The organism is Novosphingobium sp. 18050 (genome assembly GCF_902706195.1).
In the GTDB taxonomy this organism is placed as follows: domain Bacteria; phylum Pseudomonadota; class Alphaproteobacteria; order Sphingomonadales; family Sphingomonadaceae; genus Novosphingobium.
In genome coordinates, this window is the sequence record NZ_CACSJO010000014.1 from 79,929 (window position 1) to 92,296 (window position 12,368).

The 12,368-nt window shown below is 65.3% G+C and carries 13 protein-coding genes; 6 read left to right on the forward strand and 7 right to left on the reverse strand.

Annotated elements, in window-relative coordinates; all coding sequences use genetic code 11:
- The first annotated feature begins 70 nt into the window (after positions 1-70).
- The gene (locus GVL61_RS14715) at positions 71-1,357 is read left to right on the forward strand and encodes a D-amino acid dehydrogenase (RefSeq protein WP_159981392.1); all 1,287 of its coding nucleotides are present in this window, start codon (positions 71-73) and stop codon (positions 1,355-1,357) included.
- Between the two features lie 39 nt (positions 1,358-1,396).
- Here the strand turns inward: GVL61_RS14715 and GVL61_RS14720 are convergent, their stop codons facing one another.
- The 4 genes from GVL61_RS14720 to GVL61_RS14735 all read right to left on the reverse strand — a co-directional run bounded on the left by GVL61_RS14720 (position 1,397) and on the right by GVL61_RS14735 (position 5,740).
- Positions 1,397-2,854, reverse strand: coding sequence for a CHAD domain-containing protein (locus GVL61_RS14720; RefSeq protein WP_159981394.1), 1,458 nt, complete (start codon positions 2,852-2,854; stop codon positions 1,397-1,399).
- A 164-nt stretch (positions 2,855-3,018) separates the two neighbouring features.
- Positions 3,019-4,170 (reverse strand): acetyl-CoA acetyltransferase, encoded by a 1,152-nt coding sequence (locus tag GVL61_RS14725; RefSeq protein WP_159981396.1) that lies wholly within the window; start codon positions 4,168-4,170, stop codon positions 3,019-3,021.
- 2 nt (positions 4,171-4,172) lie between these two features.
- The gene (locus GVL61_RS14730) at positions 4,173-4,535 is read right to left on the reverse strand and encodes a Zn-ribbon domain-containing OB-fold protein (protein WP_159981398.1); all 363 of its coding nucleotides are present in this window, start codon (positions 4,533-4,535) and stop codon (positions 4,173-4,175) included.
- Positions 4,532-5,740 (reverse strand): CaiB/BaiF CoA-transferase family protein, encoded by a 1,209-nt coding sequence (locus GVL61_RS14735; RefSeq protein ID WP_159981400.1) that lies wholly within the window; start codon positions 5,738-5,740, stop codon positions 4,532-4,534. The genes GVL61_RS14730 and GVL61_RS14735 overlap by 4 nt, the downstream gene beginning before the upstream one ends.
- A gap of 83 nt (positions 5,741-5,823) precedes the next feature.
- Between GVL61_RS14735 and GVL61_RS14740 the strand changes: the two genes are divergently transcribed.
- A complete protein-coding gene (locus GVL61_RS14740; RefSeq protein WP_159981402.1) occupies positions 5,824-6,558 on the forward strand; it encodes a ThuA domain-containing protein in 735 nt (244 codons plus the stop codon).
- On the opposite strand, the gene GVL61_RS14745 is transcribed toward GVL61_RS14740, so the two are convergent.
- Positions 6,546-7,205 carry a TetR/AcrR family transcriptional regulator gene (locus tag GVL61_RS14745; protein ID WP_235037715.1) on the reverse strand — a complete coding sequence of 220 codons (660 nt, stop codon included), beginning with the start codon at positions 7,203-7,205 and terminating at the stop codon, positions 6,546-6,548. The genes GVL61_RS14740 and GVL61_RS14745 overlap by 13 nt on opposite strands.
- Positions 7,206-7,363: 158 nt before the next feature.
- On the opposite strand from GVL61_RS14745, the gene GVL61_RS14750 reads away from it, so the two are divergent.
- Positions 7,364-8,191: a sugar phosphate isomerase/epimerase gene (locus GVL61_RS14750; RefSeq protein WP_159981404.1), complete on the forward strand. Its 828-nt coding sequence runs from the start codon at positions 7,364-7,366 to the stop codon at positions 8,189-8,191.
- Position 8,192: 1 nt separating this feature from the next.
- Here GVL61_RS14750 and GVL61_RS14755 read toward each other — a convergent pair whose 3' ends face one another.
- Positions 8,193-8,897, reverse strand: a complete 705-nt coding sequence (locus GVL61_RS14755) for a TetR/AcrR family transcriptional regulator (RefSeq protein ID WP_159981406.1) — start codon at positions 8,895-8,897, stop codon at positions 8,193-8,195.
- Between the two features lie 148 nt (positions 8,898-9,045).
- Here GVL61_RS14755 and GVL61_RS14760 point away from each other — a divergent pair, with 148 nt between their 5' ends.
- From GVL61_RS14760 to GVL61_RS14770, 3 genes are read left to right on the forward strand one after another with little or no spacing between them, the layout of a single operon-like run.
- Complete coding sequence (locus tag GVL61_RS14760; RefSeq protein ID WP_159981408.1) at positions 9,046-9,507, forward strand: hypothetical protein; 462 nt, start codon at positions 9,046-9,048, stop codon at positions 9,505-9,507.
- Complete coding sequence (locus GVL61_RS14765; RefSeq protein WP_159981410.1) at positions 9,504-9,914, forward strand: MaoC/PaaZ C-terminal domain-containing protein; 411 nt, start codon at positions 9,504-9,506, stop codon at positions 9,912-9,914. Before GVL61_RS14760 ends, GVL61_RS14765 begins: the two co-directional genes overlap by 4 nt.
- Positions 9,877-11,373, forward strand: a complete 1,497-nt coding sequence (locus GVL61_RS14770) for a class I adenylate-forming enzyme family protein (protein WP_200844782.1) — start codon at positions 9,877-9,879, stop codon at positions 11,371-11,373. Before GVL61_RS14765 ends, GVL61_RS14770 begins: the two co-directional genes overlap by 38 nt.
- Positions 11,374-11,797: 424 nt before the next feature.
- On the opposite strand, the gene GVL61_RS14775 is transcribed toward GVL61_RS14770, so the two are convergent.
- Positions 11,798-12,364 carry a nuclear transport factor 2 family protein gene (locus GVL61_RS14775; RefSeq protein WP_159981414.1) on the reverse strand — a complete coding sequence of 189 codons (567 nt, stop codon included), beginning with the start codon at positions 12,362-12,364 and terminating at the stop codon, positions 11,798-11,800.
- Positions 12,365-12,368: the final 4 nt, after the last annotated feature.

Here is a 12,368-nt window from a genome sequence, read left to right on the forward strand (position 1 = left end):
GACGAGACCGAAACTACCCCGGCCGGTCTCTTTTCTCCCGACATTCTCCCTCAACCAAAGGGATTTGCAGATGGCCCGCATCATCGTCATCGGCGCCGGTATCACCGGCGTCACCGCCGCCTATGCCCTGCTTGCGCAGGGGCACGAGGTTACCGTGGTCGAGCGCCACCGCTATCCGGCGATGGAAACGTCCTTTGCCAACGGCGGCCAGCTTTCCGCCAGCAATGCCGAAGTGTGGAACTCGATGGCGACGATCGCCAAGGGCCTGCGCTGGATGCTGCGCGCCGATGCGCCTTTGCTGTTCAATCCGCGTCCTTCGCTGCACAAATATGCGTGGATGGCCGAGTTCGTTGCCGGGATCGGCAACCACCGCGTCAACACGGTCGAGACCACCCGCCTCGCCATCGCCGCGCGCCGCCATCTGTTCGATATCGCCGAGCGCGAGGGCATCGACTTCGATCTTTCGCGCTGCGGCATCCTCCACTTCTATCGCAGCCCCGAAACCTTCGATGCGGCCCGCCGGGGCAATGTATTGCTGCGCGAAGGCGGCCTCGAACGTGAAGAAGTCGGGCCTGCCGATATCGCCCGGATCGAACCGACGCTGACCGGCGATTTCTGCGGCGGTTTCTTCACCCCGTCGGATTCGACGGGCGATATCCACAAGTTCACCACCGGGCTTGCGCGGGCCTGCGAAAGGTTAGGCGCGCGTTTCGTGCTGGGGGGCGAGGTGGATGGGGTAGCACTTCGGACCGACGGTGTGTCGGTACGGCTGCAGGCGGCAGGCGGCCTTGGGGAAGGATCCGATACCGGCCGCCTGCAGGATCTTTCAGGCGGCGATCTCGGCGGGGAAATGCTGGTCGAGAGCGACATGGTGATCGTCTGCGCGGGCGTGGCCAGTCGCGCGCTGGCAGCTAAACTGGGTGACCGGGTGAACATCTACCCGGTCAAGGGCTATTCGATCACGGTGATGCTGAACGACGAGCGCAGCCGCACTGCCGCCCCGCAGGTCAGTCTGCTGGACGAGGACGCCAAGATCGTCACTAGCCGGTTGGGCGGCGAGCGCTTCCGCGTCGCCGGCACCGCTGAATTCAACGGCTTCAATCGCGATATCCGCGCCGACCGCATCCGCCCTCTGGTGGAATGGAGCGAGCGGCACTTCCCCGACATGTGTACCCGGCAGGTGGTGCCGTGGGCGGGCCTGCGCCCGATGACGCCGACGATGATGCCTTTCGTCGGACCCGGGCGCCATCCGCGCGTTTTCTACAATACGGGTCATGGCCATCTGGGCTGGACGCTTTCGGCGGTCACCGCGCAGATGACGGCTCTTGCCGTAGAACGGGCGGGTGCCGGGGCTTGAAACACTTACCCGGCCTTGAAGGGCGGACCTGCCGCGTGCTCAGCGCCAAAAGCGCTTTGCATCCACGAATGTATCGTAGTCCTCCGCCGCCGCTTCCAGAAGGCCACCGTCGTGGCCCTTGCCGATGAGATCTGCTGCACCCGGCTGGTCGGCGAGCGCGAGGCTGGCAAGCAGTTTTGGCGTGCCTGCCCGGTCGTTAAGCAGACCCAGACGATCCTGAAGCGCCTCCAGCGCCGACACAAACCGCTTGAGTCGCCGCTTTTCGCGCTTCTCGCCGTAGAGGGCGGCGAAGAATTCGGTGGCATAGCGCAGTTTCTTCGCTGCCTTGCGGACTTTGTGCCTGGCCTCGTCCTCCAGCTTCTCCAGGTTGCGACCGTCCTTCTTCACCTTCCGACGAAAGCGCTGGAGGGCCCCATCGGCAAAGGACCTCGATTGCATCTGGCGCAGGTCAGAATTGCCCTCCAGCGATAGCCACTCACCCAGAGCGATCCATTCCACGATGTCGAGCATAAGGGCGCGCGCGCGATTTGATCGCAAAGCGGTTATGGCATCGTCATAGGCCTGCGTCCGGGCGGGCAGCAGATGGGGCTGTATCGCACTATCGCCGGCCTGCTCGATCAGCACGTCAAGCTCGCGGGCCATGCCGAGTTCGCCTGCCAACCAGCGCAGCCCCTTGTTGAAGCGTGCGGTGTGGCCGTCGGTCAGCATGTCCCTGAAGATGGCCAGAGCCGATCGCAGCCGCCTCAGGGCCACCCGCGTCTGGTGCAGCGCCTTGGCGTCCCGCTGATCCAGCACGAGCGGCACGTTGAGCCGGAAATGCTGCAGGCATGCATAGGCGATCGTCTGGAAGGCGGTCGCCGCGGTCATCGTGGCGTTCAGTTTGATGGGGGCCGCCTTGGACCGCGATGGTATCGGGCCGAGCAGCCGATAGCCGCGCTCCGCCTTGCTCAGCACGGCAAGGTGGACAGGAGTCACCGCATCGATATTCCGTGCCAAGGCGAAGAGAGTAGCGGGATCGCCGCTCTTGCGCTCCAGTTCGACTTCGAAAACCGACGATTCCCGGTCACCCGCGATGATCCTGCTTCGATCCAGAGCCACCTCGATGCCGGCGTCGTCCCAGATACGTCGCTCGTTCTCTACCACGAAGAGCGGGGCGATGGCCGCAACCTTGTCTCCGAGCAGCGCGGAGATGGGGGTGGAATGATCGATGATCGGCTCGTCGTCCGCGACGTCGCACTCCCACTCCGGACGGATGAACATGCCCGCTGCGCCGCCGCTGGCCTTCACCGTCTGAACACGTTGATCGCCGCTCCGCCTGATGCGCAGGGACAGGCCGCTGCGGGCAAGATCGTGATCGGGCGTGTCGAAGTAAATCGCATACTGCCGGATGGCCTTGGCCGTGCCGGGAAACAGACCAGAGGCTTCCAGGGTGTCCGCCCCTTCAGGGCTGAGTTCCAGCTTCAGTTCGACCTCGACTTCGACGGAGTCGGGAGACATCACGCGCGGTCCTTGGATAATTGATCGATAGCAGACCTCATCTCAAGATTTGTTCGCCCGCCAACGTCAGGCTGGAAAATTGAGAACAAAGCCTGCGCCACTGGTTGCACCCTACGCGAGGATTGTGAACTGTGCGAGACCCTTGGCGCCCAATTCCTTGCATCTCAGATCGTCGCCATGCTCCCCAGTATCACCGTTGCCTGGCTGGAAAGCGTACCGCCGTTGCCATGTGCAAGGGCGAGATCGATACCGGGTAACTGGTTTGCGGCCACTCCGCGTATCTGCCGGGCGGCCTCGATCACGGCGAACAATCCGTACATGCCGGGATGGCAGCACGACAGGCCGCCGCCGTTGGTGTTCACCGGCAGGCTGCCGCCCGGTGCGATGGCGCCGCTGCTCACGAACCGCCCGCCTTCTCCTTTGGGGCAAAAGCCGAGGTCTTCGAGGAACAGCACCGTGTTGATCGTGAAGGCATCGTAGAGCTGTGCGGTCTGGATATCGGACGGGGCGACACCCGCCATCGCCATCGCCCGAGCGCCGGATTCCTTGGCGGCGGTGACGGTCACGTCCTTTGACTGCGCGACCGAGTTCCACCACGTTGCCGCCGCCGCGCCCAGCAACGGAACGGGCGCCGCCGGCAGATCGCGCGCGCGGTCGGTGCGGGTCATCACGATCGCCGCTGCGCCGTCGGTGACGAGGCAGCAGTCACGCACCGAGATCGGGGTGCTGATCATTCGAGCGCAAAGGCAGTCCTCCATCGTCAGCGGCCCCCTCGCGAAGGCTTCCGGGTTGGTGCTCGCCCAGGCCCGCGCGGCCAGCGCCACGGCCGCAAGGTCTTCGCGGGTCGTGCCGAATTCATGCATGTGCCGTGCCGCCGCCAGCGCGTAGGAGGTGAGCGGGAACAGCGGCGCATAAGGCGCGTCCCAGGCATTATGGGTGATCTTCGTCGCCAGCTTGCCCCCGTTGCTACGCTGGTTCGAGCCATAGGCGATCAGCGCGCAGTCGATATAGCCCGCATCCAGCATCAGCGCGGCGCTGGCCATATGGCTCATGAAGGCAGAGCCGCCGGTGCGGTTGTTGTCGGTATAACGCGGCTGCAGGCCCAGATATTCGGCGAAGGACAGGCCTGCGAAGAAATCGTCGGGCTGGCAGATGAACAGCGCGTCGACTTCGGGCAGCGTCAGCCCGGCATCTTCCACCGCCAGCAAGGCGGCCTTGGCGGTCAGCTCCATCGAGCTGTAACCGGGTGTCTCGCCCACGCCGAACGTGGCGAGGCCGGCAATCGCAGTGCGGCCGCGCGGGAAAATATCGCCCATGGTCAGTCCTCCAAGGCGCGGAAAAGCAGCAGCGGCTCTTCGCCGCTGCTGTCGATGAAGGCGGACACGCGCTGGCCGATCCGCAGGGTTTCGGGCGTCATGCCTTCCACCCGGCTCATCAGCCGCGCACCTTCGTCGAGGTCTATCAGCACGACGTTGTAAGGCTCCGCCGGCGGTCTGCGCTGCACCCATGAGAGGGTGTAGACGGTTCCCAGCCCGGACGCCTCGATCCATTCCAGATCGTCCGTCCCACTACCCGGAGCGGTAAGGCGCGGCGGAAATACCGCGCTGCCGTCACCCGCGCGCTGTAGCAGGAACCGGCCCTGCGCCAGCGCTTCGCGCCAATGGTTCGCCGGGCTGGTCATGCCGCTGCCTGCACAGCGCCGCGTACCATGAGATCGGCGATTTCCGCGTCCGAGAAGCCTGCCTCGCGCAGCACGTCCTCGCTCTCGCCGCCCAGCGCCGGGCCGGGGTCGCCGATGGCGCCGGGGGTTTCGGAGAACGTCGTCGGAATGCCGGGGAAGCGCAGGGTGCCCTGATCCGTCTCGCGCTCCTGCCAGAAGCCGGTCTCGACGAGGTGGGGGTCATCCAGCAGGTCGGTCAGGCTTTTTATCGCCGTCGCCGGGATATGCGCCTGCCGCAGCAGGTCGACCCATTCCGCCGTACTGCGCCCCTCGATCACCTCGGCGACCTTGGCCAGCACTGCCGTGATGTTCTGCGTGCGGGACCGCATCGAGGCGAACATCGGGTCCTGCGACCATTCGGGATTGCCCAGCGCATCGAAAAAGGCGCGCCAGTGCTTGTCGTTGTAGATCATCACGCCGATGTAGCCGTCCGCCGTGCGATAGGGGCGCCGAGCTTCGGATGTGGCGCGGGGGTATTCGGGCGGACCTTCAGGCGGCACGAACAGCGATCCGCACAGATGTTCCACCATGGCGAAGGACACCAGCGTCTCGAACATCGGTACCTCGATTTCCTGACCGGCGCCGCTTTTCTCCCGCGCGAACAGGGCCGCGATCACCGAGTAGGCGCCGGTCAGACCGGCCACCTTGTCTGCGATCACGGTCGCGGCATAAGTCGGCTCGCCGCCGGAAAGGCGGGCCTGCAGGTCGACGATGCCTGACGCGGCCTGCACGATGTCGTCATAGGCGGGATAGTCGCGGTAGGGTCCGCTCCGCGCAAAGCCGTAGAGGTTGGCGTAGACGATCTTCGGGTTCGCGCCCCGCAGCGCCGCATAGTCCAGCCCCAGCCGCCCGATCGCGCTCGATCGCATGGAGTGGATGAACACGTCGGCGCTCTCGGCCATGCGCAGCAGGGCGGCGCGTGCCTCCGGTTGCTTGAGGTCCATCACCACGCTGCGCTTGCCGCGATTGACGTTGAGGAACATCGCCCCGCGCGACGCATCCGGGCCGGGCGGGATGAAGCGGGTGGTGTCGCCGCTCGGGCTTTCCACCTTGATCACGTCCGCGCCCAGATCCGCGAAGATCTGCGTGGCATAAGGCCCCATCAGCACGCTGGTGAGGTCCAGGACTTTCACGCCCGCCAGCGGTCCTTGTCCGCGTCCGCTCATCGAAATTCTCCGGTCATTGCCAAGTCTCTTCCCGAACTTATCCTCGTGTACGCGCAACGCACGCACGAGGGGAGTTTGCCAAAATGAAGGTTCACCTGATCGCCGCGGGGAAATTCCACGACATCGATTTCGCCCGTCTCGAACTGCTCAAGCTGCTGGCCGAGCGTCCGCAGATCCGCACCTCGGTTGCGGCCGATTACGGCGATCTGGCGAACCTCGCCGCCGCCGACCTGCTGATAACCTACACCTGCGACCTGATGCCGGACGGCGCGGAGCAGGTCGCCGCGCTGGAGGCGTTTCTGGCGCGCGGTGGGCGCTGGCTGGCGCTGCACGGGACCAATGCGACACTGCGGTTCGGCGCCGACGGCGTGGTCGACACGCCGGATGCAGTCCCCGCTTTCACCCGGATGCTGGGCACGCGTTTTGCGGGCCACCCGCCGATCGCGCCGTTCAAGGTTTTCGTCACGCGCGGCGATCATGAGATGACCGAGGGCCTGCGCGATTTCCGCGTCGAGGACGAACTCTACCTCACTCACCGCACGGCCGAGATCGACATTTTGCTGCACACCAGCTTCACCGGCCGCTGCGACGAATTCCGCGATGCCGACTGGGACGAGGCCGAGGTGCCCGTGCTCTATGAGCGCAAGGTGGGCGAAGGCCGGGTCCTGTACCTCACACTGGGGCACTGCCGGGGCCATTACGACCTCCAGCCGGTAGCCGAGTTCTGGCCGCATCCGCAGCGCTGCGCGTGGAATTATCCGGTGTTCCACGAACTGCTGCGGCGCGCGATCGGCTGGGGTCTGGCTCATGCGGCCTGATCTTCAGAAGAGGGTCGCAGCGCATGCATCTGCTCCTCCAGCGAATTGAGGAGCGGCTCCACCAGTGCGGCGTCCATCGCCCCGGTCAGCAGGTTGATCGCCATGCCCTCCATGGTCGCCTGGGAAACGGCCATGGCAAGGGCGAAGCGCTGCGGGCTGGCCTGCCATTCGGGATAGAGTTGCACCGCAAGCTGGTTGAACCGCTCGCGAAATTCCACCTGCAGGGGCATCAGCACGGCCGCCAGTTCGGTGTTCGTGCGCGCCGCCACCGCCAGTTCGTGAAAGGCGATGAAGGCTGGTTTCTGGATCTGCCGCCAGTAGGTGCGGACCATCGCATTGTGGTCAAGGGCGCTGCGCTCTGCTGCGCGGCGAAAGGCGCGTAGCCGCCTTTCGTGGAGGTGGGTGATGGTCGCCTTGATGAGCGAGATGCCGTTGTCGAAATGGTGCAGCATGGCCCCGCGCGAAAGCCCTGCCTCGATGGCGACCTGCGGCGTCGTGGTACGGGCATAGCCGCTGCGCACCAGCACCCGGATGGTTGCATCGATCAGGCGTGCGCGGGTCTGGGCGCTTTTGAGCGCCTGCATCGTCGGTTCGTCGGCGGCGCCGGGCAGCCCGGTCCGGGCCTTGTCGGCGCTCGTGCGTTTCACAGGCAAGCGGCGCTCTCCCACGATGGCCTCCAGCCCTCTTTCCTAGCGCATGGACGAACATAAAAAAAGACATCCATGAATGTCTTTTATGGATATGTTCACGGCGACAATCAAGCGAATCGCATGACCTGTGCAGATCGCGCCGAAGGAGAGGTCAGATGAGCGGAGCGGGCCGTTTTCCCCTGTCGCTGCACCAGCTTACCGCGCTCGATGCGCCGCCCGCGCAGCTGGTCGAACTGGCAGGGCTGGCGGGGTGCGCTCATGTCTGCCTGTTCACGTACGTGCCCGAGGCGGCGCGCGGCCGCTACCCGCTCGTCACCGCCGCCGATGTGCCGGACCTGCACGCGCGCATGGAGGATGCTGGGGTGAGCCTGTGCAACCTCGAAGTGTTCCCGCTCGACGGGCGCGAGGATTTGGATGCTTTCGCGGTGGCGCTGGAGACCGGCGCGGCGCTGGGGGCCACGAAGGCCACTGCGCATATCCATGAGATCTCGGGGAGCGAGGAAGCGACCGCGCGCTTCGCCGCTTTTTGTGACCTTGCAGCGACTTACGGAATTATGGGAGGGCTGGAATTCAACGCTTTCACCGGCGTGGCTGATATCGCCTCTGCCGCTGCCATCGTGCGCGCGGCGGGGCGGGCGAACGGGCAACTGGTGTGCGATGCGCTGCATCTGTTTCGCAACGGTGGCAGCGTGGCTGACCTTGCTGCACAGGCTGATATCGTCGGCTACGCCCAGCTTTCGGACGGCCCGCTGGTCCGCCCGCGAGAGGAGTGGTGGGGCGAGGCGGTGCGCGTCCGCGCGTTGCCGGGGCAGGGCGAACTGCCGCTCGTCGAACTGGTTACGGCGCTGCGGGATGGTACCGTGATCGAAATCGAAGTCCCCCGCGCCGACGATGCCAAGGCCGGGATGGCCGCTGCCGAGCGCGTTGCGCGCGCCGTTGCCGCAACGCGCGCCGTCATGGCGCTGGCCGGTGAGCTTGCCTGATTTAATCCGTCGTCCGGGCGCCCAGCAGCGTCTCCATCCGGTCCACCAGCCCGGCGAGCCGATCCACGTCGGGGAGCGGCGTCGGAGCGATCGGAGCTGTCAGTATGCCTCCGAGCAGTACCTCGACGAAGCGCGTTGCCTCGGCATCGATGTCGAGCGGGCGGCCGATGAAGCTGGTGCGCATGGCGATGTGTTCCAGTCCGCCGAACAGCATGTCGCGGATCATCACCGGGTCCACGTCCGCCCGCGCCTTTCCCTCGGTTTTGGCGCGTTTCACCGCGTCCACCACGGTCTGGGCAAAGGTGTGGTTCTGCGCGTGGAGCGTGGTGCCGCGATAGTCCGCCCAGCGCAGTTCCTGGTAGAAAACGCGGTGCAGCTTGGGCGTTTCCTCCATCGAGCGCAGGAAGCGCACTGCGATCAGCGTCAGCTGCGTGCGCAAATCGGCGATGTGCTGCAGTTCGCCGGTCAGCCGCTCGACGAAGGGCGTGGCCCAATCGGTCAGCACCTGGTTCACCAGTTCCTGCTTGTTGTCGTAATACTTGTAGACCGTTGCTTCGGACACGCCGGCCAGCTTCGCGATCTTGGCCATCGAGGTGGCCTTGGCGCCTTCCTCCTCGATCAGTTGGCGCGCAGCGGAGAGGATTTCCTGCGGGCGGAAGTCCTTGCGCCGCCGCCAAGCGAGCTGTTCAGCTTCGGCAGGCTTCATCGCGGGGCCTCGGATGGTAATTGAACTATCCTCATTTGCGGTTGACTCCCAGTGGGCCAATCGGCAGCTTTACGCGCAATCGAGCGACTTGCAACAAGTCAGGCTCTACGTATCAAGCGGGCGATCGACAAGCCCGGCCCGGAGAGACATGGACGCCACCGACAACCCCATCGGCAAGGCTATCGGCGGGGCCGCCTGCACCGCGCAAGGTTTCGTAATTCCGCCGGGCGCGTTCCACCTTTCGGCCAGCCTCGATGATGCCATCCGCCGCTCCTGCGCCGCGCCGCTGCGCGACGGGGAGCAGGCACATCCGATCTTCGCCTTCATCGCCGCGCTGGGCGGGATGGGCAGCCGCGTAGGCGATGTGTGCCGGGGTCTTGGCCTCGCGTTCGACAGCGGCGCCGTGCTGGGCCGCTGCCGTATCGACTACGATGCGCCGCTGACCGTCGATACCCGCTATGACGTGGCAACCAGCGTGGTGGCGCTGGAACGTAAAAGCAGCCGCCGCTTTGGCGCGGCCGATCACCTGACGCTGGGCATGAGCATAAGCGCCGCCGGAGACGTGCGTGCGCGGGTGCGGTTGACCACCATCATGCCGGCGCCAGCATGACTTCCAGCCGCTGGGAACTGCCCTTGGTCCCCGCCGAAGCGATGGCGCTGTGGTGCGAGGCGCTGGGCGATGACAATGCCATCCACGTCGACCCCGCTGCGGCGGAAGCACTGGGCTTTGGCCCACGCACCGTCAATCCGGGGCCGACGAACCTGGCCTACCTGCTTAACATGGTGATGGAAGCGCAGCCGGACGCGTGGGTGCGCTGCGTCGAGGCGGCGCTGCTGGGCAATGTGCTGGCGGGAGACGGCGTGACCGCGCAAGGGACATGGGACGAATACGGCATGATCTGCGACGCCGAACTGGCCTTAGAGACAGGTCACGTCGTTCTTAAAGCAAGAATAGAAATAGAAAACGGGAGAGATGTCGATGGCGATGGAGAAGGCATTCGCAGCCAGCGTCTATGATCTTGTCGCCATGCGGGCGCGGGCTAACCCACGCGCTCTGGCGATCGTCCAGCGGGATCTGCGGCTGGACTACGCCGCGCTATTGGCTCGGGTAGAGGCCATTGCCGCCGATTTCGCTGCGCGCGGGCTGAAGCGGGGGCAACGCATTGCAATCCTTTCCGAAAACCGCTTCGAATATACAGGCGCGCAGCTGGCCTGCGCCAAGCTGGGGCTGATCGCCGCCTGCCTCAACTGGCGGCTGGCCGAGGCCGAACTTCATCACTGCGTGGACCTTGTGGAATCGGCGCTGCTGGTGACCTCGCCGCGCTACCGCGAGGTGGCGGAAACGGTGGCGAAGGGGCGGCCTGTCGCGGCCATCGACGCGCTGGGTACAGCCCTGGGCGCCGGGGCCGAAACGCAGAGCGCGGCGCAAGGCGAGGACGGCCTGCTCATCATCTATACCAGCGGCACCACCGGCCTGCCCAAGGCGGCGGTCATCAGCCACCGCGCCGAGATCGCCCGCATGTGCGCCATGCGCCTCGACATGGGGGTGGAGATGACCGACGCCTATGTCTCGTGGGCGCCGATGTTCCACATGGGCGGCACCGAGCATCTGCTGGCGACCCTGATGTGCGGCGGCACCGGGGTTATCGTCGACGGTTTCGATGCCGATGCGATCGTCGACGCGCTGGAGGAATTTGCCATAGGCTGGCTTATGCTGGTGCCTGCCACGATCGAACCGCTGCTGGAATGCCTCGCCGCCCGGCAGGCGAAAGTGCGAGGGGTGAAGGCGGTGGGCTGCATGGCAGACCTTGTCCCCTCGGCCACGATCGCGGCGATCACGCGGGCTTTGGGCGCGCCCTATCTCAACTCCTTCGGCGCGACCGAGACCGGGATGCCGCCGCTTTCCGCCGATCTCATTCCGGTCGGCGCCACGCCCGATGCTTTCCCCAAGCAGCTGAGCATGATGGTCGATCTGCGCCTGCTCGACGCGGCGGGCAACGAAGTGGCGGATGGTGAAACGGGCGAAGCCTGCGTGCGCGGGCCCACGCTGTTCAGCGGCTACTGGAACGCGCCCGCCACCAATGCCGAGTGCTTTGCGGGCGGCTGGTTCCACATGGGCGATCTGTTCCGGCGCACGCCTCAAGGGTATGATTTTGTGGGACGCTCCAAGTACCTCATCAAGTCGGGGGGTGAGAACATCTATCCGGCGGAGATCGAGCGGGTGCTGTTCGCCGATGCGCGGGTCAACGATGTCATCGTCGTGCGCAGGCCCGATCCGCAGTGGGGCGAAGTGCCGGTTGCCGTCATCGCCCGCAACGATGCCTCGCTGGACGAGGGCGCGGTCCTGCAACTGTGCCGCGATGCGCTGGCGGGGTACAAGCGGCCCCGGCACGTGCGCTTTATCGAGATGGAGGCGTTTCCGCGCAGCGCCAGCGGCAAGATCATCCGCGAGGAAGTGGAAGCGATGATCGGGTGAAAGCGGATAAACCCACATTGACAGTTATAACCGTATAGGTTAAATGCCGCAATGTGACGGGTCGGGAGTGTGTAGCTGACACTCCATGCTCCCGAAGCGGTCGGCGTCCGGTGCGGACCGGACAAGCCGCAATTCATGGATGCGTGGATGAACTTGAGGGTATGCCCTCAGGGAAGAGGGCAAGAGTGCGAACCCGCCCCCTCACCCCCATGCACCGCAGGGTCGAGCTGGAAGTCACACGAGGTCACGCCCCTTACCAGCCGTTCGCGATCAAAAGGCAGGGCCCAGCACTAGTCGCCTGATGCTGGCGACCAAACTTAGCGCCGGCCGCAGCCCGTCCGCTGAATTTCCCGGCGTCATAATCCGCGTTCGCCTGCGGAGGGGTTTTGTCGTCCCGGCTCGCGTCCGGGACGACGGATCGCCATCAGCCCCTTCCGCGCGACTTTTCGTAGGCGACCCAGGTCGGCAGATTTTCCGGAAAATCGGCCGGTTTCGGCTCGGCATAGGCGTGGTTGCGCAAGAGGGTGGCGAGGATGTTGGGGTATTCCTCGATCGGCACGTAATAGAGAAAACCGATGGTGCGCTCGGCGAATTTCCAGCCTGCATCGGTGTTCACGTACTTGTCGTCGTAGCGGATGGCGGTGACCATCATCTTGCCGTTCCGCCACAGTTCCGCATGGCCGATCACGCGGCCGGTCGCCTCTGCGGCGCCGTCGCCGACGAAGTCGATCTGGACGTCGTGCATGAAATGGTGGCCGGGGCCGAGGACGTCGAAGCGCCCGTCGTACTGCGTCATGATCGCATCGACGCCGGTGGCATTCATCACCCCGTCGGCGGATTTCAGAACGGCATCGGGCGCGAAGAGGGCGCGGATATTGGGGATGTCGCGGTCGTCGATGGTGAAGCAGTAGCGCGCGATCAGCTGGCGGATCTGCGATTCGGCTTCGAGCCGGGCGATACGGTCTTCAAGGGTGCTTTCAGGCTTGGGCATGGTT